This window comes from Bacillus cereus group sp. MS39, from assembly GCF_040448665.1.
Lineage (GTDB): Bacteria > Bacillota > Bacilli > Bacillales > Bacillaceae_G > Bacillus_A > Bacillus_A wiedmannii.
Map to the genome: position 1 here is coordinate 4,198,079 of NZ_CP123058.1, position 21,910 is coordinate 4,219,988.

Genomic DNA, 21,910 nt, shown 5'->3' on the forward strand with positions numbered 1-21,910 from the left:
ACCTATTCTCCGTTAAACTGTTTACCAAAGTTTATATCCCGCGCTAACGTATTCGCCTTTTGAAGAGAAATATGAGTTCCCGCATCAGTCCACCAACCGCTCATTTCATTATAAGTAAGTACCCCTCGTTTTAAATACCAATTATTAATATCAGTAATCTCAAGTTCTCCCCTTGCAGAAGGTTTTAATTCTTTTATATAAGAAAAAACTTTCGAATCATACAAATAAATTCCTGTAACTGCATAGGAACTTTTCGGCTCTTTCGGTTTTTCTTCAATTTCAATTATTTTTCGGTTTTGAATATTCGCTACACCAAATCTCTCCGGATCATCTACAGATTGCAGCAGTACTTTCGCACCTTCTTTTTGATTTGCAAACTCTTCAACATACGGACGAATGTCATCAGAAAAGATATTATCCCCTAATATAACTACCATGCGATCATTCCCAACGAAATCCTCACAAAGCCCTAATGCTTGTGCAATTCCGCCAGCCTTATCTTGCACACGATACGTAAAGGACACGCCAAACTCTTGACCGCTCCCTAAAAAACTAACAACATCCCCCATATGCTCTTTACCTGTAATAATCATAATATCTGTAATCTCGCATTGTTTTAGCTTATATACCGCATGATAAATCATTGGGTAACGTCCAACAGGAAGCAAATGTTTATTTGTTACTTTCGTTATTGGATATAATCTAGATCCAGTTCCACCTGCTAAAATAATTCCTTTCATCCTGCATCTCTCCCTTATGATGGAGATAGTATATCTTTGTAATGTTCTACAAACACTTTCCGATACTTCTCATATGTATCCGCATCAAACTCATCCCCGTTGTAATGTATACACCATAAATTTGCTTGATTAGGGATACCAATTAAATAACCCGCCTTTTGAAACTCTAAAGACTGCGACACATCATAAAAGTGGAATCCTTGAAACAAGTCTTCTCGCCATGGAATATCATATTGTGTGGCCATTAATAATCCATCAATTGCCTGAACTGACATAAATGATTGATTCTTATAAAACAGCTGATCCAAATTTAATAATTGATAATTCTGTCTCCTGTACTCAATCACTTTCCCTACCAAATTTTTTCCTTCCCACCATATCCCGTTGCTCGGTAAAAATTGAGCACCAGCTACGCCAATTAAACCAAGTTTTTCATTATCTTTAAAAAGAGAAATGAGTGTATAAAACATCTCTCGATTAATAAGATAAGTATCTTGATGTATATAAACCTTATACTTCGCGGGATATGAAAGTGCTCGGTTATATGCACTTGCCATACTTTTCGCATCTCGTATCGGAAAAATTTGTACGACATAACCAGGGGGAACAAAAAGGTTTTGTATTTGTCTCTCGCATTGTTCAAATAGCTCTTCATTATTTATACAAACAACGACTAATATTGTATGATCCTTCATCTTGTAGCCCCTCTATTCGTCTTGATTTACATCTGACATATAGTGCTCCACAAATATCTTTCTGTACTTTTCATAGTTGGTCATATTCACATCAATATGATAATGAATGCACCACGCATCACGCTGTACAGGAACCCCAACTGTATAGCCAGCTTTTCTAAATTCAAATGATTGAGATACATCATAAAAATCAAACCCATCAAACAAGTCTTCCCGCCACGGAATATCGTATTGCGTTGCCATTAATAATCCATCAATACATTCTACAGGCATAAATGTTTTTGACTCATGGTACGGCTTTTCTTGACTTGCCATATAATATAAATCATTCATATAACCAATTACTTTCCCAACAACTCCTCTGCCTACATTCCATGTTCCATTTGGAGGAACATATTGGGCTCCAACCATACCGATCATTCCAAGATGTTCATGTTCCTGAAACAATTGAAGTAATCCATATAAAAATCCTACATTTACAATGAAAACATCTTGATGTATATACACTTTATATTTTGCTGGATGCGAAATTGCTTGATTATATCCGCTCGTCATACTTTTCGCATTCCGAATCGGCATAAACTGTATCGTATATCCTGGAGGAACTGGCAATTGTAATATATGTCGCGCACATTGTGCATACATTTTCCGATCATTTATACACGTAACAAATAATATTGTTTTATCTGCCGTACTCATAATTGTGATTTTTCTGCTTCAATAATATATTGAAATACAACCGTCTCAGCCATGAAGCCACTTCCAAGACGATATTTTTTACAAATTCCATATAACTCCTCGATAAGCGGTTCATACATTTTATGATCAACATATACACGATCTACTTTACTAATCGAATAACCTGCTTTTAAAAACATTCGTAGCATTTCATTAAATGTAAAGAAACGAATATGTGTTTTATCTAATAGACCATATTCTGTATACGTCCAGTTTCCAGCGAGTAAGGGAGCTAATACTGAAATGTGAGAAATGTTCGGTATACTAGCCAAAATTACACCATTTTGCTTTATATATGGTTTTACTTTTTCTATTACAGCCCACGGATCAAATAAATGCTCTAATACGTCCCCAAATATAACGCAATCAAATTGCTCCTCCTCATACGGCATATCCATTGTTTCTATATCACCTAAAATAACATGATCTAGTTTTTCTTTTGCTTTTTCTGCCGCCTCTGGGAATGCCTCAATTCCAGATACACGTGTGCCATTTTCTTTTATGGCAGCTCCCAATGCACCACTCGAGCAACCGATATCAAGAACTTCTTTCCATTCCTTTTTTATATGCTTTAATAAATTCGGATTCACTGCATTATAATAATGCCCAGACTTTTCTTCATATAAAGAATTTTTTGGGGAATTCATTTCACACACTCCTTATGCAAATTGAATTTGAAATATAAACTTCATATGAAGTCTATAGATGTAACCAGTACTGGTTACATTACCGATACTTTACTATATAACCAATCTATTAGAGTTAGAATCGTAATAAAAACGCAACCTATAACTATTTATATTGTTCATCAAAAACACTCCGAAAATATTTGCGATTGTATTCAATTGCAGCATTATTCGGAACATAAGAAGCTGCTAATTCATTGTAATAATAAGCTTTATCTTGCTCGCCTAACTTGCTATAACAAATACACATTTGTAAATAGGGAATCCATGTGTAGCTAGCTGGACTGTGAAAAGGACTCTCTGTTGCCATTGTCACTTCTGTTGCAAGTTTAAACCAAAAAATTGCCTCATTATATTTTTGTTGATCCATATATATATATCCTATTCTTGTACAATTCTCTCCTCTAGGGACATCATACCGAAATGACTTTACACAAGATTCAACTGCCTTCTCCCACATTCCAAGCTTTGCATAGCAATCTCCTAATTTACCACATGCATAAATTTTCTCTTCATACCAACCTTCGTCTTGATTAAGAAATGTTTCATATAGCAGAACTGCATCATCATATTTTTGATTATCCATAGATTCATTCGCGTAATAAAACAAATCTCTCGGACTCAATTCCTCTCCAGCTGCCACGGCATCTTGAAAAATCTTCAAATTGCGGTTCGTTACTTTCTTTTCTTTTTTATGCGTAATCGCAACATTACTATTAAAAATCTCACCAAAAATAGCTAAATACTCATGCACCTTTCCAAACCATTGAAATTCTTTTTCACGCTTTACAAGCCGATATCTTTTTGTACAGTATAAAGGTTTCCCATTAGAATCCATTACAAGATGATAAGGCATCGAAACAGCATCCACATTAGAATCTAATTCTTTTTTTAATAGCTTCAATGCCTCTTGAGCATCTTCTAATAACACATCATCAGCATCTAGCCATAATATATATTCTTGCGTTGCTTTTGAAAAAGAAAAATTTCTAGCTGCCGCAAAATCATTAATCCATGGAAAGTCATATATGTTAGAGGTATATTGAGCTACAATTTCTTTCGTTCGATCAATGGAACCTGTATCAACTATAATAATTTCATCAACGATTTTTTCTACTGCGTCTAAACATCGACCGATTGTATCTTCCTCATCTCGAACAATCATACATAAACTAATTGTAATTCCTTGCTTGTTCAACATAATCACCCTCTTCCAAATCAATCATATGTTATACATACAATAAACTTTCCACTTTTTTAACTTGCACAAGCAGTTTAAGATTTCTTTTCAATAATTCAAATGTCCGTGTCATTTTCTTCCGGTTTTGCATCTACTATATAATGAACGCTTTATGGAGGTGAATTTATGTCAAATAATAATTATTCAGATGGATTAAATCCCGATGAATCTTTATCAGCTAGTGCATTTGACCCTAATCTTGTAGGACCAACATTACCACCAATACCACCGTTTACCCTTCCTACCGGGCCGACTGGACCGACTGGACCGACTGGGCCGACTGGGCCAACTGTACCAACTGGACCAACTGGACCGACTGGACCAACTGGACCAACTGGGCCGACTGGACCGACTGGACCGACTGGACCGACTGGACCGACTGGGCCAACTGGACCGACTGGACCGACTGGACCGACTGGGCTAACTGGACCGACTGGACCGACTGGGCCAACTGGACCGACTGGACCGACTGGACCGACTGGACCGACTGGACCGACTGGACCGACTGGACCGACTGGGCCAACTGGTGCGACTGGTGCTACCGGACCGACTGGACCAACTGGGCCGACTGGGCCAACTGGGCCGACTGGGCCAACTGGACCTTCTGGCTTAGGACTTCCAGCAGGATTGTATGCCTTTAACTCAGCTACAGTTTCTTTGGCTCTTGGGATTAATGATCCAGTACCATTTAATACCGTTGGATCTCAGTTTGGTACGGCAATTTCTCAAATGGATGCCGATACTTTCGTAATTAGTGAAACTGGCTTCTATAAAATTACTGTTATTGCTTATACAGCGGCAGTAAGTTTATTAGGAAGTCTTGGGATTCAAGTTAATGGAGTTAATGTACCGGGTGCGGGCACAAGCTTAATTTCACTTGGAGCTCCTATCGTTATCCAAGCCATTACACAAATTACTACAACACCATCACTAGTTGAAGCAGTTGTTACAGGAATTGGATTATCGCTAGCTCTTGGTACAAGTGCATCAATTATCATTGAGAAAATCGCTTAATTTTGTACGTAGCAGTAAGACTGATATCAGTTTTACTGCTTTTTCATTGTTAAATTCAATCATTAAATCTTTCTTTTCTACATAGTCATAATGTTGTATGACATTCCGCAGGAGGCACTTATATGGAAAATAAATCAGCTGTTCAGCTTTATCTTGAGCTATTAAAGAAAACAATTTTATTTGAAATATGGTTAGAATACGAACCATACTTACCTGCTTCGTTACATATATCTAAAGAGCTATCATATGAACCAGTTACAGTTCCGCTTCCTTTATTTCTTAAGCAATACGTAGAAAATCACAATTTGAAAATCGTTGATCCTAACGTTTCAAAAAGTGAGCGTCAAGGTGGTAAGGATTGGCCAAGAGCAGCACACAGTATGGTTGGCCGAAAACGTATGAATCAATTACATGAGGCTATGGAAACTGTTGTAAGGGAAAATATAGAAGGTGATTTTATTGAAACTGGTGTATGGCGCGGAGGATCATGCATTTTTATGAATGGTTTTTTACAAGCAAACAACATTACGGATCGTACTGTATGGGTTGCCGATTCGTTTGAAGGTCTGCCAGCACCTAACTTAGAACAATATCCGAAAGATTACGGTGATTATTTGCACACATTCGATTACTTACGAGTTTCTTTAGAAACAGTGCAAGAAAACTTTAGAAAATACGATTTATTAAATGATCAGGTGAAATTTTTAAAGGGTTGGTTTAAAGATACCTTGCCTTCAGCACCGGTAGAAAAAATTGCAATTGCTCGCCTTGATGGTGATATGTATGAATCAACGATGGATAGCCTTGTAAACTTATACGATAAAGTTTCAACAGGCGGCTATATTATTATTGATGATTACGGATTGGTAACATGCGCAGAGGCTGTAACAGATTTCAGAAATGAAAGAAACTTAAAAGCTCCTATTACTAAGATTGATGATTTCGGTATTTATTGGCGAAAAGAATAGAATACAATTTTATTTTTTGAGGGGTTCTATTACACTACTTATTCATAAGAACTAATTGTGTAAAGTTCCCCTCACTATAAATGATTAACTTATATATACAATAGAAATCCCCTACTTTACTACAAGGACGGAGTGAATGTATGAACGAAAACGAGAAAAAAATCACATTAATTCCACCCCCAGAACTCGTTCAATATGTAGGTGGTAATTTTGAAGAAGTTGGAAAAGAATTTATGCAGTATTTTATTGAAATTGGCAATTTAAAATCAAATGAAACAGTGTTAGATGTAGGCTGTGGCATTGGCCGAATGGCGGTTCCATTAATGAATTATTTAAGCGATGAAGGTACTTATTATGGCTTTGACTTATTCAATACGGGAATTACATGGTGCAAAAATAACATTTCTACACGCCGTAACAATTTCCATTTTGAACATGTCGATATATATAATCAATTCTACAATCCCGATGGAAAAGAAGATGCTTCCCAATACAAGTTTCCATATGAAGATGAATCATTCGATTTTATTTTTTTAACGTCTGTATTTACCCATCTCCTTCCGAAAGAATTAGAACATTACGTATGCGAGATTGCACGAGTTCTGAAAAAAGATGGGAGATGTTTTATTACTTTCTTTTTAATTAACCCTGAATCATCCTATTACTTAAATGCAGGACTAAGTACGTTAGGTTTTTATCATCAAATTGACAATTGTTATGTTCTAAATAAAGATATCCCTAATTTCGCAGTTGCCTATCCTGAGGAAGATATTCGTGCCCTATTAAATAAACATGGGCTAGAAATACAGTCCCCCCCTCATTATGGTTCATGGTGTAGCAGAACTGAACACACAAGTTATCAAGATATTATTCTTACACAAAAAACTTCTGAAAGGTAGTTGTATATGAATAATATAAAAAATCCGCCTCTCGTTTCTATCCTTATTCCCACCTATAATCGACCACATTATTTTAAAATTGCTTTAGAAAGTGCATTAGCGCAAACGTATTCAAATATTGAAATTATTGTAGGGGACGATAGTACAAATAATGAAACAGAAAAATTAATATACAGACATTATTTACATAAGCATAAACATATAACATACATTCGAAATGCCTCTACTCTAGGACAATTTCATAACGCCCTCATGCTCTTAGAACAGTCAAATGGAGAGTACATAAATTTCTTAATGGACGATGATACATTTTATAATAATAAAATCGAAAAAATGATGTTTCATTTTCAACAAGACTTAAATAAGAATCTCGCGCTTATCACATCCTATCGCACTTGGATTGATGATAATGGAGATATAATTGAACAACATCCCTCCATGAAAAAATTATATGATGAAGATACTCTACTAAATGGGAAAGATTTTGGAAACCGTATGCTTCTAGCAGGACAAAATATTATCGGTGAGCCTACAATCGTACTCTTTAGAAAAAACCTATTAACGGAACCTTTCGGCACTTTAAATGGCAGAAAATATGGTTGTAGTGTTGATATGGCCTCTTGGATAAGTTTACTTTCAAAAGGCGATGCGATGTATATAACTGAGCCCTTAAGTTCATTCCGTCTTCATACTGGACAGCAAGTACGTCACAAATTCCTTGAGGGCTGTGAAGATTTTTCTCAGCTCGTTTTAACCTCGAAAAAGTATGGTTTCTTACAAGACGCCAAATATTATAAAAAAGGTTTGATAAGAGCTTACGGATGGTATAAAAATGCGACCAAATTTTACGATCTATTTCCAAACCTCATTCCAGATAAAAATACACATGCACGACTTTCTTATTGTTTAAATATCATTACAAAAGAGCTCCGTGCAATATAGTCCATCACAAGGGAGGAGCTATTCCTTCCTCGTGATGTATGACTTCCTACAAATAGTGGAATAAATGTATGAATAGTCTGCTTGTATATTATTTTTTTCATGACATGATCCATTATACTTACTAGGCGATAGAAAGGAATACATACATTGAAAGATCCAAATTCTCAATATCAAATAGACTACGTATTACTATTCATCTTATTTGCCATTGGGACTGTTAGTTGCTTTGCAATTGCAAGTGCACAAGCCTCTTTACCACCATTTTTGCAAAATGTAAATTTTGTATTAAAGCAAATCCAATGGTACTTCATTGGATTTATAGCCATCGGTTTTATTATGATTATCGATTTCGATCGTTATCAAAAAATTGCTTGGTATTTATATAGCTTTGCATTGGTACTACTAATTGGACTAGAACTTCAAGTACCAGGTGCCGTTACAATAAAAGGTGCGACCGCTTGGTACAGGCTTCCAGGCATCGGAAATTTCCAGCCTTCTGAAATTATGAAATTGTTTTTAATTATCGTCACCGGACGAATTATAGCAAATCACAATGAGAAATATTTTTTCCGAACAATACACGACGATTTTTTATTACTCGGAAAAATATGTGCAACAAGTTTGCCACCCCTACTACTTGTTGCAAAGGAACCTGATTTAGGAAACACAATGGTAATTTCAGCTATGCTCGCAGCAATGATACTAGTTTCTGGTATACGTTGGCGTTTTATTTTCGGATTAGTTTCTGGTATTTTTGTAGCTGGCGTTACATTAACGTATATTTTTTTTACTCATACAAAATTCTTTAAAGCACACATTTTACAAGAATATCAACTAAATCGCTTCTACGGCTGGTTAGCGCCATACAAATATGATGCGCAAGGCTATCAATTAAGACAAGCTTTCTTAGCTACTGGATCAGGGGAAATGCAAGGAAAAGGTTGGGAAAATGGACAAGTATACTTTCCAGAACCACATACAGATTTTATTTTCACCAATGTCGCTGAGCAATTCGGCTTCTTAGGTGCAAGTGTCATTATTTCACTTTTTTTCCTACTTATTTTCCGCATGATTCATATCGCTTTAGAAAGTAATGACCCTTTCGGTAGTTACATCTGTGCTGGTACAATCGGAATGTTTACCTTTCAAGTATTTCAAAATATCGGGATGACCATCGGATTACTACCTATTACAGGAATTACATTACCCCTTATGAGCTACGGAGGAAGTTCCTTACTCACATACATGATAGCGATTGGATTCGTTTTAAATGTTCGCTCAAGAACGAAAATCTTTATGTTTAAATGACGAGCAAAAACAGTATATTTTTATCTCTATCCTTTTTTAGATATACTAATGAAAAATATGGTGGAGGTTTAAATATGAAATTTGACATTATAGGGGATATTCATGGATGCTTTCAAGAGTTTCAAGATTTAACGACGAAACTCGGATACAACTGGAATAGTGACCTGCCGTTTCACCCTGACCAACGTAAGCTTGCTTTTGTTGGTGATATTACAGATCGCGGCCCTCATTCATTACGTATGATTGAAATTGTATGGGAACTTGTCATAAATAAAAAAGTAGCTTATTACGCTCCGGGAAATCACTGTAATAAACTATACCGTTTTTTCCTTGGGCGTAATGTGACAATCGCTCATGGACTCGAAACAACTGTTGCCGAATATGAAGCACTGCCTTCTCATAAACAAAACATTATAAAAGAAAAATTCATCACACTTTATGAGCAATCCCCTTTATATCACGTACTCGATGAGAAAAGGTTAATTGTATGTCACGCTGGAATTCGGCAAGATTACATAGGAAGACAAGATAAAAAAGTACAGACCTTTGTATTATATGGCGATATTACAGGAGAAAAACATGCTGACGGCTCTCCTGTCCGTCGCGACTGGGCACAAGAATATAAAGGAAAAGCTTGGATTGTATATGGACATACACCCGTTAAAGAACCTCGCTTCGTAAATCATACAGTCAATATTGACACTGGCGCTGTATTTGGTGGCAAACTAACCGGACTACGTTATCCTGAGATGGAGACCGTTTCCGTCCCTTCCTCCCTGTCTTTTGTCCATGAGAAATTCCGCCCAATTTCATAACGACCCTTATTTAGATATCATTCACAAATTACGAGGATTACCGTATCATTTAGGAGGCTCTCCTATAAAAACTAGGTAAAGTAATTAAAAAAAGATGCAATAAAGTGCATCTTTTTTTAATTACACGGCATATACTGTCGCAGGAGGTGACAGAATGAAGAAAAAATCTTTTAAACAAAAAAGAAAATGCCCGCCTTTTTATCTGCCCATGTACGGAATTAACAACTGGTGCAGCATTCGAGCTGCAGCTTTAGAAGAACTGGACGGACAAGGGGCTTCCCCCAAAAACAAAGCTAAACCAAAATATGTCTCTTTAGAAAATGCTGTAATGAGCCGCATAATCGATAATAGAAAAACAAAGATGCAGCAAAAAAATAAACCTCTCTCTACTCACACTGAACAGGTTGTGCCTTCTGAGCAAACAGAGAAAAATACAGAAGAAGACATCCCTGTAGCAATAAATAAAAAAGCAGAATCAGAAATTCCAGCTGCTATTATAAATCAAGTGAAAAAAATAAGAGAAGCATTAGCACCATCCAATGATATACAAACAGAAAAAACGATCATAATTCAAACTCCTACACCTGAAAATACAAAAGTAAAAAAAGGGGGACGATATGCACATGCAGAGGGGCTTCACTCTAATGCAGAGGGTACAGCTTCACATGCAGAAGGACTTCTTACACACGCAAAAGCTTCTTTCTCTCATGCGGAAGGATCAAAAACGAAAGCAACTGGACATAGTTCCCATAGTGAAGGAAGTGAAACGACAGCAGGTGGCTCTTATTCTCATGCGGAAGGTAAACATACAATTGCTTTAGGCGAAGCAGCACATGCAGAAGGAACCGCGACTATCGCTAACGGATTCTCTTCTCATGCGGAAGGTAATCATACATCAACAGCTCATTTTGCAGGTAGCCATATTATGGGGCGCTTCGGCACAGCAGAAGAATCTTATTCTTGGTTTATTGCAAACGGCACAAATGAAACCGATCATAATATCGGTGCAAAGTGGCTTGCTCATAATGGGGAAATGTATATTGATGGCGCTTCTTACAATGCAAGTGGAACTGATTTTGCACAAATGTTTGAAACAACAGACAATCATTTTATTGATGTAGGTTATTTCGTTACATTTAGTAGCGAAGAAAAAATTCGGATCGCTACTTCAAACGATTCATTCATTTTAGGAATATCTAGTGCAACCCCCGCCCTTATAGGAAATAGCGGTGCTTTAAGTTGGCAAAAACGCTATAAAACAGATAACTTTGGAAAACGCCAATATGTACGTACGGAATCGCAAGACATACAACCTCTTTTAAATACAGAATGGGATCCAACTTGCAAATATATAGCAAGAAAAGATCGTACCGAGTGGCTTCCTGTCGGGTTAATTGGACAAATGTTAGTACGCGATGACGGTACTTGCGAAACGCATGGATATTGTCGTCCAAATAACGATGGCATTGCTACAAAATCCGAAAGTGGCTTTTTCGTTATAAAGCGCACGGGTGAAAATCAAATTTTAATATTATTCCGCTAAGAAAAAAGGGAACAAAATTCTTCGTTACATAAGAATTTTGTTCCCTTTTTAAGTATGCCTTAATACCTCTTCCATATCGCTTGGAATCGTTGTAGTGAAAGACATTTCCTTCTCTAAAATAGGATGATAAAACGTCAAAGATGTACTATGAAGTGCTTGACGTTTTATCACATCTCTTCTTCCTCCATATAAATCATCACCAAGTAACGGATGGCCTATATGAGCCATATGTACACGAATTTGATGCGTTCTTCCGGTCTCAAGCTCAAGTGATACATGTGTCTTATGATTGGCGCTATCCATCACTCTAAAATGAGTAACTGCTCTTTGCCCATTTTCACAAACGGTTCGCTCAATAATGCTATCCGATTTCCGTCCAATCGGTGCATCAATCGTTCCTTCTCGTTCTATCATCTCACCGTGAACAATTGCTTCATATGTCCTTTTCACAGCTTTTTGTTGATGCTGTTTCGATAAAAGATGATGCACGAAACGATTTTTTGCAATAAGCATAAGCCCTGAAGTATCACGATCTAATCTTGTTACGATATGCACCGTACTTGCAAGATGCTGCTTATCATAATGAGATAAGAGCGCATTCGCAACACTACCTGCCGGATGTTCTCTAGACGGAATCGTTGACATGTTCGCCTCTTTGTTTATGACAAGAACCGCATCATCTTCATATACAATACATAAAGGGATATCTTCTTTAATCATCCCTTCACTTCTTTCTTCCACTGGAAAAAAGACACGTAATTCTTCACCAGCTTGCAACTGATGACGAACACTGGCATGTTGATTATTTACTTCAATAGCTCCGCCGCGAAATTTTATATCCGTTAAGGCGGCTTTAGAAATCCCTTTTGTTTTTAAAAATTCTCTAACTAAAGTTCCCTCTTCAGCCGATTCTATATCCCATTTCAATGTAAATCTGTTCAAATATATAAACCCTTTCTATTTATCTGCAACAAACGAGTCACGAACTCGTTTCCAGAACGGGAACGGACGGAAACGAACAAATCGTACTTTCTCGTTTGCAACGCGATACTGGATTGATTTCACATCTTGATGAACCATCGTTAAATGGTCCACCGTAATTTGTAAGTTCATTCCTGCAGCCGGCTTCAACACACATGTATGATGCTTCGGCAATACGAGTGGCGAGCCTACAGTACGAAACACACGGTTATTAATAGATGCCATTTCTGCAATTTGAATCGCTTCAATAGAAGGGTGAATAATCGCTCCGCCAAGCGCCTTATTATACGCAGTACTTCCCGAAGGAGTAGAAATACAAAGGCCATCCCCGCGGAACGTTTCAAAGTACTCTCCGCGTATTTCCACTTCTGTTACTAATGTACCTTCCGCACTTTTAACAGTTGCTTCATTCATCGCCAAATACTGTGACTCTTTACTCCCATTCACATAGCGAATAATCACTTCTAAAAGCGGATATTCCACCACTTGGAATGGTGTTTTAGCAATTGCAATTACTAATTTCTCTACTTCTGTCGGTAACCAATCTGCATAGAAACCTAAATGCCCTGTATGTACACCAACAAATGCTGTTTCATCCAATCGATTATAATAACGATGAAATGCATATAAAAGCGTTCCATCTCCCCCAACAGAAATTACAATATCGGGTTCCTTTTCATCCATTATAAATCCAAAATCTAGCAAGTATTCTTTCATCGTGCTTGCCAGTGTATCTGATGATTGATCTCCCTTTGACATAATTGTAAATTTCATCGCCCAACACCCTTTAGTTTATGATTCGGAATCTTTCGTTTCTTGTTTTCTTGAAAAAGCTTTCTGCGCTTCTTGAATCTCAAGACGAATAGAAGACATTTCTTCATCTAATAAAAACGCCGCTTCCGCTGCGCGTTGCAAGCGTATTTTAATATCTTCAGGAAAACGTCCACTATATTTATAATTTAAAGAATGCTCAATTGTTGCCCAAAAATTCATTGCTAACGTGCGTATTTGGATTTCTACCAATACTTTTTTTTCTCCCTGAATCGTTTGAACGGGGTAACTAATGACAACGTGATAAGAGCGATAGCCGCTATCTTTCTTTTGCGTGACATAATCACGTTCTTCCACGATTTCAAAGTCATTTCGTTTTCGAAGATATTCTACAACAGGCTTAATCTCATCAACAAATTGACACATCATTCGAAGGCCCGCGATGTCTTGCATATCTTCTCTCAGCCGGTCTAACGGTACATTTCTCTTCTCCGCTTTATCAATAATACTAGCAACCGACTTTACCCTTCCTGTTACAAACTCAATTGGAGAATGCTCTGTTAACATTGCAAATTGAGTACGCATTCCTTTTAGTTTCACTTTCAGCTCTGCCACCGCTTGATGGTAAGGTGCTAAAAATTCTTCCCAATTTCGATTCATTTCAACCACCACCAAAATCAATCCATTTGCTTATAGAAATACTTTTTCTACAGCAGTTACTAGTTCTTCTCCGTAATTTGCATTACCTTCAATATTTTCAACTAAATATTCTACTTCTTCTTTTAAATTTTCTAATTCCATTTCAACGTCGTTCACACGAACGAACATTACTATATCGTTATTCATCGCTTCATGCATTGATTCCCAGCATGTGTGCGGAATACTTACATAAATGAAAGATGATTCGTTTTCTAAAATATATAAAAATGATAAATTGTCTGAGTCTACAAGTACGTGATTACGCGCACTTAGCTCCTTTACCTCTATTTCATTATTTTCCGCACAAAAAATAAGCGCATTCTCTCTCTTTTCTACGCTCTTAACTTGAATTTTATTTTGCATGCTCTAACTCCTCCATCTCAACTTCCTGTCTTACTTAACAGTATTATTGTATCATAACATGGACGCAAACAAATAAAACATTGAACCAAATTTATGAAAAAGCGATAATGTGTAAAGAATTATTTTTTAAAAGGAGCGCACATACAATGACACAAGAAATTGAAATTGAATTTAAAAATATTGTTACAGAAGAAGAATTCGATACATTATGTAAATCATTCTCTATTGAGGTATTTACGAAACAGGTGAATCACTACTTTGAAACACCGGGCTTCTCGTTAAAAGAAGCTGGCTCTGCACTTCGTATTCGTCATAAAGGAGAAACTTATACATTAACATTGAAACAACCTGCAGAAGTCGGCTTGTTAGAAACGCATCAAATCGTAACAGAAGACGAAGCAAGAATGATGATGAAAACAAACGTAATCATTCCAGGGGCTGTAATGGATCAACTACACAAATTACAAATTCCTGTTTCCACTTTAACTTATATGGGTAGTTTAACAACTGAAAGAGCCGAAACACTATTTGAAGGCGGAACGCTTGTCTTTGATCATAGTTTCTATTACAATCACGATGATTATGAAATTGAATTTGAAGTGCAAGATGAAGAAACAGGAAAAGCTGCGTTTATTCATTTATTAAAACAGCACGACATACCAATCCGTCATACAAATAATAAAGTAAAACGCTTTTTCCTTGCCAAACAAAACAAAGCACGCTAAAGTGAAAATTCCACTAGTGAATACGTTCTACTAGTGGATATATCTCACTTTTTAAAAGGAAAAGATTCTTTTACATTTGAAAAATAAGCAAAGAACGTTATGAAGGCTGTTTATTTGCCCTCTGGAACATTCCATTGCTACAATAGATATACATTTCATGGAAAAAGGAGTTTATAAAGGATGAGCAAGCAACCGATGACACCATTTGAAGCAATTGGCGGTGAACAATGCATTGCAATATTAGTAGACACGTTTTATTCCTATGTCAGTAAACACCCTGACCTATCTCCCATCTTCCCAGATGATTTAACAGAAACCGCTAGGAAGCAGAAACAATTTTTAACGCAATATTTAGGTGGTCCTAATTTGTACACTGAAGAACATGGTCACCCTATGTTAAGAGCACGCCATCTTCCGTTTGAGATTACTCCAAAACGAGCAGAGGCTTGGCTATCATGTATGGAGCAAGCAATGGATGACACAGGAGTGCACGGTCATATAAGAGAGTTCGTTTTTGAACGTTTAGCGTTAACTGCTCAGCATATGGTTAATACTCCAAACGAAACAGGTGAAGTGTAATGGATAAGCAGGAAGCAACGCATATAAATATGCCATCTCCTTCCGCATGTGAGCATAAGTCTGTAGAAGCATATTTATTTATTGATCCACTTTGTAAAGATTGCTGGGAAATTGAGCCCTTTATTATTAAACTATGGCTTGAATACGGGAAATACTTCTCTATTCGTCATATCGTAACTGGAAAAGTGGACGGAACGAACGCTTCCTCACACAAATGGAATAAACCTGCTAATATTCGATTTGTGTGGGAAAAGACAACAAGTTTACAAGGTTTTTCATGTGATGGAAAGGTACATATGCAAGAAGCATCGTCAACACCATATTTAGTTTCGATGGCAATTAAGGCAGCGGAGTTACAGGGCCGAAAAGCAGGTTCGAAGTTTTTGCGAAAACTCCAAGAATACATTTTCCTTGAAAATGTATCAAACCCTGACTGTGAATTATTACTTGCATGTGCAAGAGATAGCGATATTGATGTAGAAGAATTTAAAAAAGACCTACATTCCGCTAGCGCAAAAAAAGCTTTCCAATGTGACTTAAAATTTACAAATGAGATGCATATTACAGAAATACCTTCTCTCGTATTCTTTCATGCGAATTCAGATGAAGAAGGTATTAAAATCGCTGGAACTTATTCCTACGACGTATACGTACAATTATTGAAAGAACTTGTAAAATGTGAAATTGAGCCAGAACCATTACCACCTTTAGAAGTGTTACTAGAAGCAACGCAATTTATATCTTCAAAAGAAGTAGCATTTATATATGACTGCTCGCAGCAAGAGATCGAGCGTGAACTGAAAAAATTACAACTGAAACGAAAAGTACAAATGATTGACGTAAAATGTGAGCGTTATTGGAAATGGATAGCAAAAGAAAAAGACCTGGTGTAAAACACCAGGTCTTCTTCTTTACGGCTTATAAAAATATTAAAGGGGATGGGAGAAATTTTCACGTTCAAACAAAGGGGTATATGTTTGTATGTGAATTCGTTCACGCTTATTATATTACAAGATTCGACGTCAGATGACAACCCCTTTTGTCGAATTTCACACTTTTGTCACATTCTAAACGTTTTCATTTCTGAATAAGCTATAAAAAAGCTATTTTGGAGGTGTTCTGTATGAAAAAAACGTATATTTTACTTATCTTACTAGCTGTCATCGTTTCTTTTTTCTTGTACATCCTCTCTCTACTACAAGCTTTTCCTAAAATTATTGCCTTCCCTCTTTTATTTGGAGTCATTGTCATCGCTCTCTCTTATTTCAACCATAAAAAACGATTTAAAGGTTTTAACTACAAAAATCACCTGTAAAAATGCCTTCTAATTTAGAAAAAAGAAAGAAATTCACCTTATTTTTTCGACAAATATCGACAAAAATATTTAAAACAAAAAAAGACGAGGTAAATTCCTCGTCTTTACAATTAATTCTCTTCAAATAATAGTGCTTCTAATTCATTTAATTTCTCTTCAAATACTTGTAGCGCTTCTTTTACCGGTTCTGGAGATGCCATATCTACTCCAGCTTTTTTCAGCACTTCAATTGGATAATCTGAGCTTCCTGCTTTTAAGAACTCATTAATGTAACGTTCTACTGCTGGTTGCCCCTCTTCTAAAATTTGTTTAGATAAAGCCGTTGCTGCACTAAATCCTGTTGCGTATTGGTATACGTAATAGTTGTAGTAGAAGTGCGGAATACGAGACCACTCTAAACCAATTTCTTCATCGATTACTAAAGCATCACCGAAATATTTCTTATTTAAATCATAGTAGATCTCCGTTAACATGTCTGGCGTAACCGCATGTCCTTCTTGTACTTTCTTATGAATAATATGCTCAAACTCTGCGAACATCGTTTGACGGAATACAGTACCACGGAATCCTTCTAAATAATGATTTAATAAGTATAGACGCTCTTTCTTATCTTCTGTCGTTTTTAATAAATAATCGTTTAGAAGTGCTTCATTACAAGTTGATGCTACTTCCGCAACGAAGATTGAATAATCACCGTATACGTGCGGCTGCGTCTTTCTTGTATAGTAACTATGCACGGAATGACCGAACTCATGAGCAAGTGTATATAAATTATTTACATTATCATGCCAGTTCATTAAAATATACGGATTTGTTCCATAGGCACCAGATGAATATGCTCCGCTTCGCTTTCCTTTATTCTCATACACATCTACCCAGCGATTTTCATATGCTTCTTTTAAAATGTCAACATACTCATCACCAAGTACGTTTAAAGACTTTAATAACATGTCTTGTGCTTCTTCATACTTCACGTTCATTTTCACTTCTGGTACAAGTGGTGTATATAAATCATACATATGAAGCTCATCAAGTCCTAGTGCACGCTTACGAATATCAATGTAACGATGTAGCAAGTGTAAATTATCATTTACAGATTCAACAAGTTGATCATACACCGCTTCAGGAATATTATTATTACTTAATGCCGCTTGACGTGCAGAATCGTATTTACGAACACGCGCATTGAAATTATTACGTTTCACAGCTCCGCTTAACGTGCTTGCAAATGTGTTCTTATATTTCCCGTACGTTTCATATACAGCTTTGAATGCATCTTCGCGCACACGACGATCATCACTTTCTAAAAACTGAATGTAACGACCATGTGTAATTTCCACTTCTTCTCCATCCTCACCTTTAATAGATGGGAATTTCAAATCCGCATTATTCAACATACCAAATGTATTACTTGACGCACTCATTACTTCAGATGCTTCTGCTAATAGAGCCTCTTCCGCTTCAGATAATACGTGCGGGCGTTGACGCGTAATTTCTTCTAATGCATGTTCATATACACTTAAGTCTCTATTTTCTGTCAAGAATGTTTGCAGTGTATCTTCTGCAATCGATAAAATTTCAGGCACAATATATGCTGTGCTACTAGATACTTGTGAATATAAATTTGTTGCGCGGTCATTTAACGCTTGATACACAGAGTTTGTTGTATCTTGATCGTAACGCATATGTGCATATGTATATAGCTTACCTAATCGCATTGAAATTTCGTCTTCATATTGCAATGCCTCAAGCAAATTGTCCGCAGAGTCACCAAGTTTCCCTTTAAATTCAGTTAACTTCGGTAATAGCCCTTTAATAGCTTGGAATTCTTTTTCCCATTCTGCATCTGTTTGGAAAATATCTTCTAATCGCCATGTGTTTGATTCTTCAATCTCACTGCGATTTGGTAATGTTTTTGTTGTGTTTTGTTCAGACATCCTTTAAGCCCTCCTTTAAATATCTCTACTTACATACAATTCGATTTTTCTTATGTAATTCCTTCACGATCAGTCTTTATTATATCCCCTTTTCCTTCTCTCATGTTGTACTTTGCCTCAAATAAAGATAAGGCATACGTTAAGCAAATTTCATCATATTTTATAACTTCCTCCTCTGTTTTTAACATAACTACTTCTCTTTTTTTCCGGTACTTATAAGTCCCTACTTTCTGCAATACACCTGCATAACATAAAAATGTCATATATTCAGCAACTGCTACTTTCCATATATGCCGTGAAAAGTACGGGAGCATGCGCCTTTTCGTATACGTTTTCACATAACTACATACATATTGAAGAGAAATACAATCCCCTACCGTAAGCTCACCTATACACTTTATATATAGAAAAGCTTGCCATATAAATGGATTTGTTTGAAAAGCAAATGAGGACGGGAGTGGCACACCGATTTCAGAAGGAAAATTCGCTGGGGTACATTTACATTGATATAAAAGGCGTAATAGTGACTTATGATTGTAATTCCAAATCGGCAGAGCATTTTGCCGAAAATAGCTCTTTCGCTTTTTCCATTCCTCACCTAATGTTTCTTTTCGGAAAGAGACGGGAGAAAAGAGCATTTCAAAAGTAGTCGTTTCAGTTGGTAAATAGATAATATGTGAGAAAGAGACGCTTGTAGAAAATGAAGTGAGAAACGCGCATTTCATAAATGATTTTTGTTTCGAACAGAAGAAAATAAGAAATGGCTGAGGATAAGATTGTAAGGAGAAAGCCATAAGTGAGGAGAATTTCATCCAATATGCTGATTGCCTCTTCAATTGATTTCCACCAATGATCCAAATGACCTGTATACCAGCTCGCCAATACGAATAGGTTCGTTTGTACAGCTGCTCTATAGAGAGATTGGCGCATTGGTATTCAATCGCAATTGTTCTCCCTGCTCTCTCTATGAAAATATCTGGTCGTTGCTGAATTTCTGGAAGATAGTGCTCTATATACACAGGAAAGTTTTGACGTTTGAACCACCTATATAACAATTCTTTACCGTGCATATGATACATAGATTCTGCTTCATAAAAGGCAAGACACGCGTCCATTTTCTTATGAGCAAAATGCCAACTTTTTTGTTTCCCTAATTTCATTTGCACTTCCTTCCCGCAAGCTATGCAAAAGAAGATTTCCATTTTACGCATACGATGTAACAGCTCTTCATCATGATGATAGAGTAGATGAATTTTTTCTCCATTTTCTCTTTTGGCGATAAACATCGGAATCACACCCTTTCAGCTCCTTATATTCTACAATTTATTACAAATTCCTTTTAAAAAAGAGATGTCCCAATTTCGGACATCTCTTTTTATAATAAAGGTGATAATAATCGATACGTCGATTCAACAATTCGTCTATGAAGACGCCTTTTATGAAAACGATCGACATGAATTTCACTTGATTCTTCTATATCCTCTTTATAATCTTGAACAAGTTTTCGAATGCTGTCTGTATCATATAAAAAGGCATTTACTTCAAAGTTCAAATGAAAACTTCTCATATCCATATTAGCAGTCCCAATTGAAGCTAAATCAGAATCGACAATGACAACTTTACTATGAAGAAAGCCTTTTTCGTATTCATATATCTTTACCCCTGCATCTAATAGCTCTGGGAAGTACGATCTCGATGCGTAAAAGACGGTGCGCTTATCAGGCTTACTCGGCATTAACAAACGGACATCAATACCAGCAAGTGCAGCTACCTTTAATGCGGATAAAATATCATCATCTGGAATGAAATACGGCGTCGCAATCCAAATTGATTTCCGTGCAGATGAAATCATGGCAAAGTATAAATGTTTAATTGTTTCCCATTTATTATCTGGTCCACCTGCAACGAGCTGTACGCCTCCCCAATGATCACCCTCAACTGCTTTCGCTTGTAAATATTCAGGGGCCAGCACAGCCTCACCAGTCATATAAAACCAATCTTGAAGGAAAATAAGTTGCAAGCTTTGAACAGCTTCACCACGCAAATATAAATGCGTGTCTCGCCAAAAACCGAAATATTTATCCTTCCCTAAATATTCATCACCAATATTTAATCCACCGACAAATCCTTCATTTCCATCAATAATAACGATTTTCCGGTGGTTTCGATAATTAATCTTATCGTTTAAAATCGGAAAGCGCACAGGGAAAAACGGAATCATTTCTACTCCTGCATCATTCAATTCTTCAATATATGAATTCGATAATCTAAAACTTCCAACCGCATCATATAAAAAACGAACGACAACACCTTCTTTTGATTTCTGTATTAAAATATCTTTAATTTCTGTTCCAAGCTTATCATCACGCACAATGTAATATTCCATATGAATGTGGTGTTTCGCTCGTTTTAATCCATCTAAAATGGCCTGAAACGTTTCATCTCCATTTGTTAATGTTCTCGTTTCAGTTTGAAATGAAATATTTAAAGCGCCTAAGCGGTCCGCTAAACGAAATAACAGCTCTTGGTGCTTATGATTGCGCAAAATCCGTTCTTCGTAATCTTCATGCCCTTTATATTGTAAAAATGCTTGTTCATCGAGCAACGCCTTCTTTTGGAACATTCTCTTCCTCCGAAAGTTCTGTCCAAATAATAAATAAGCGAAGAATCCAAATACCGGAAAAATACCTAACACAATGAGCCATGTAAGTGTTTTAGACGGATGACGGTTCTCTAAGAAAATAACGCAGCCAATTAAAAATGCAGATACCGTAAATAAAATACTAATAATACCTAAAATCGAAACATCTTTTATACCAATTACATCCGAATAAAATGCTACATCAATAAACATACGTAACGAAACAAATAACGCGAACAATAGTAAAACAAAGAAAATCAACTTTAACGTATTTTTCATCTCTTACCTCCTTACTAAGAAAGCTTTCCTAT

23 protein-coding genes are annotated in these 21,910 nt (G+C 36.5%); 11 read left to right on the forward strand and 12 right to left on the reverse strand.

From position 1 onward, the window contains the following. Positions 1 to 2 precede the first annotated feature (2 nt). The 5 genes from QEP67_RS21775 to QEP67_RS21795 form a co-directional block, all read right to left on the reverse strand. Complete coding sequence (locus QEP67_RS21775) at positions 3 to 740, reverse strand: sugar phosphate nucleotidyltransferase (protein ID WP_000676175.1); 738 nt, start codon at positions 738 to 740, stop codon at positions 3 to 5. A 14-nt stretch (positions 741 to 754) separates the two neighbouring features. Further along, positions 755 to 1,435 carry a glycosyltransferase family protein gene (locus QEP67_RS21780; RefSeq protein ID WP_000651509.1) on the reverse strand — a complete coding sequence of 227 codons (681 nt, stop codon included), beginning with the start codon at positions 1,433 to 1,435 and terminating at the stop codon, positions 755 to 757. 12 nt (positions 1,436 to 1,447) lie between these two features. Further along, the gene (locus QEP67_RS21785; protein ID WP_000100683.1) at positions 1,448 to 2,134 is read right to left on the reverse strand and encodes a glycosyltransferase family protein; all 687 of its coding nucleotides are present in this window, start codon (positions 2,132 to 2,134) and stop codon (positions 1,448 to 1,450) included. Further along, complete coding sequence (locus QEP67_RS21790) at positions 2,131 to 2,820, reverse strand: class I SAM-dependent methyltransferase (RefSeq protein WP_001087861.1); 690 nt, start codon at positions 2,818 to 2,820, stop codon at positions 2,131 to 2,133. Before QEP67_RS21790 ends, QEP67_RS21785 begins: the two co-directional genes overlap by 4 nt. A gap of 145 nt (positions 2,821 to 2,965) precedes the next feature. Continuing rightward, positions 2,966 to 4,060: a glycosyltransferase family 2 protein gene (locus tag QEP67_RS21795; protein WP_048567033.1), complete on the reverse strand. Its 1,095-nt coding sequence runs from the start codon at positions 4,058 to 4,060 to the stop codon at positions 2,966 to 2,968. 165 nt (positions 4,061 to 4,225) lie between these two features. Between QEP67_RS21795 and QEP67_RS21800 the strand changes: the two genes are divergently transcribed. The 7 genes from QEP67_RS21800 to QEP67_RS21830 all read left to right on the forward strand — a co-directional run bounded on the left by QEP67_RS21800 (position 4,226) and on the right by QEP67_RS21830 (position 11,588). Further along, a complete protein-coding gene (locus QEP67_RS21800; protein ID WP_048567032.1) occupies positions 4,226 to 5,113 on the forward strand; it encodes a collagen-like triple helix repeat-containing protein in 888 nt (295 codons plus the stop codon). A gap of 122 nt (positions 5,114 to 5,235) precedes the next feature. Further along, positions 5,236 to 6,081, forward strand: coding sequence for a TylF/MycF family methyltransferase (locus QEP67_RS21805; RefSeq protein WP_000428854.1), 846 nt, complete (start codon positions 5,236 to 5,238; stop codon positions 6,079 to 6,081). A 140-nt stretch (positions 6,082 to 6,221) separates the two neighbouring features. Beyond that, positions 6,222 to 6,980: a class I SAM-dependent methyltransferase gene (locus QEP67_RS21810; RefSeq protein ID WP_048567031.1), complete on the forward strand. Its 759-nt coding sequence runs from the start codon at positions 6,222 to 6,224 to the stop codon at positions 6,978 to 6,980. 6 nt (positions 6,981 to 6,986) lie between these two features. Beyond that, positions 6,987 to 7,922, forward strand: a complete 936-nt coding sequence (locus QEP67_RS21815; protein WP_353706428.1) for a glycosyltransferase family 2 protein — start codon at positions 6,987 to 6,989, stop codon at positions 7,920 to 7,922. A gap of 147 nt (positions 7,923 to 8,069) precedes the next feature. Beyond that, positions 8,070 to 9,230, forward strand: a complete 1,161-nt coding sequence (locus QEP67_RS21820) for an FtsW/RodA/SpoVE family cell cycle protein (protein ID WP_000654711.1) — start codon at positions 8,070 to 8,072, stop codon at positions 9,228 to 9,230. A 74-nt stretch (positions 9,231 to 9,304) separates the two neighbouring features. After that, a complete protein-coding gene (gene prpE / locus QEP67_RS21825) occupies positions 9,305 to 10,045 on the forward strand; it encodes a bis(5'-nucleosyl)-tetraphosphatase PrpE (protein WP_000667005.1) in 741 nt (246 codons plus the stop codon). 154 nt (positions 10,046 to 10,199) lie between these two features. Continuing rightward, positions 10,200 to 11,588 carry a peptidase G2 autoproteolytic cleavage domain-containing protein gene (locus QEP67_RS21830; protein WP_000730329.1) on the forward strand — a complete coding sequence of 463 codons (1,389 nt, stop codon included), beginning with the start codon at positions 10,200 to 10,202 and terminating at the stop codon, positions 11,586 to 11,588. Positions 11,589 to 11,636: 48 nt separating this feature from the next. On the opposite strand, the gene QEP67_RS21835 is transcribed toward QEP67_RS21830, so the two are convergent. The 4 genes from QEP67_RS21835 to QEP67_RS21850 are packed head-to-tail and all read right to left on the reverse strand — an operon-like array spanning position 11,637 to position 14,402. Then, on the reverse strand, positions 11,637 to 12,530 hold the full coding sequence (locus tag QEP67_RS21835) for an RluA family pseudouridine synthase (protein WP_001079117.1): 894 nt from the start codon (positions 12,528 to 12,530) through the stop codon (positions 11,637 to 11,639). A 15-nt stretch (positions 12,531 to 12,545) separates the two neighbouring features. Next, a complete protein-coding gene (locus tag QEP67_RS21840; RefSeq protein ID WP_000673190.1) occupies positions 12,546 to 13,343 on the reverse strand; it encodes an NAD kinase in 798 nt (265 codons plus the stop codon). Between the two features lie 18 nt (positions 13,344 to 13,361). After that, positions 13,362 to 14,000, reverse strand: coding sequence for a GTP pyrophosphokinase family protein (locus QEP67_RS21845; protein WP_001081480.1), 639 nt, complete (start codon positions 13,998 to 14,000; stop codon positions 13,362 to 13,364). A gap of 30 nt (positions 14,001 to 14,030) precedes the next feature. Then, the gene (locus QEP67_RS21850) at positions 14,031 to 14,402 is read right to left on the reverse strand and encodes a hypothetical protein (RefSeq protein ID WP_001179998.1); all 372 of its coding nucleotides are present in this window, start codon (positions 14,400 to 14,402) and stop codon (positions 14,031 to 14,033) included. 146 nt (positions 14,403 to 14,548) lie between these two features. Here QEP67_RS21850 and QEP67_RS21855 point away from each other — a divergent pair, with 146 nt between their 5' ends. The 4 genes from QEP67_RS21855 (at position 14,549) to QEP67_RS21870 (ending at position 17,021) form a co-directional block, all read left to right on the forward strand. Beyond that, a complete protein-coding gene (locus QEP67_RS21855) occupies positions 14,549 to 15,127 on the forward strand; it encodes a CYTH domain-containing protein (protein WP_000191103.1) in 579 nt (192 codons plus the stop codon). A gap of 180 nt (positions 15,128 to 15,307) precedes the next feature. Then, entirely contained in the window at positions 15,308 to 15,706 is a 399-nt protein-coding gene (locus QEP67_RS21860; protein WP_000043382.1) for a hypothetical protein, read from the forward strand. Next, positions 15,706 to 16,599: a ClpXP adapter SpxH family protein gene (locus QEP67_RS21865; protein ID WP_000360672.1), complete on the forward strand. Its 894-nt coding sequence runs from the start codon at positions 15,706 to 15,708 to the stop codon at positions 16,597 to 16,599. Before QEP67_RS21860 ends, QEP67_RS21865 begins: the two co-directional genes overlap by 1 nt. 230 nt (positions 16,600 to 16,829) lie before the next feature. Beyond that, the gene (locus QEP67_RS21870) at positions 16,830 to 17,021 is read left to right on the forward strand and encodes a hypothetical protein (protein WP_002108703.1); all 192 of its coding nucleotides are present in this window, start codon (positions 16,830 to 16,832) and stop codon (positions 17,019 to 17,021) included. A 110-nt stretch (positions 17,022 to 17,131) separates the two neighbouring features. Here QEP67_RS21870 and pepF read toward each other — a convergent pair whose 3' ends face one another. The 3 genes from pepF to QEP67_RS21885 form a co-directional block, all read right to left on the reverse strand. Then, positions 17,132 to 18,958, reverse strand: a complete 1,827-nt coding sequence (gene pepF / locus QEP67_RS21875) for an oligoendopeptidase F (protein WP_000003404.1) — start codon at positions 18,956 to 18,958, stop codon at positions 17,132 to 17,134. Positions 18,959 to 19,008: 50 nt separating this feature from the next. Further along, a complete protein-coding gene (locus QEP67_RS21880; RefSeq protein WP_048567030.1) occupies positions 19,009 to 20,253 on the reverse strand; it encodes a competence protein CoiA family protein in 1,245 nt (414 codons plus the stop codon). Between the two features lie 80 nt (positions 20,254 to 20,333). Continuing rightward, positions 20,334 to 21,878, reverse strand: coding sequence for a cardiolipin synthase (locus QEP67_RS21885; RefSeq protein ID WP_000799209.1), 1,545 nt, complete (start codon positions 21,876 to 21,878; stop codon positions 20,334 to 20,336). Positions 21,879 to 21,910: the final 32 nt, after the last annotated feature.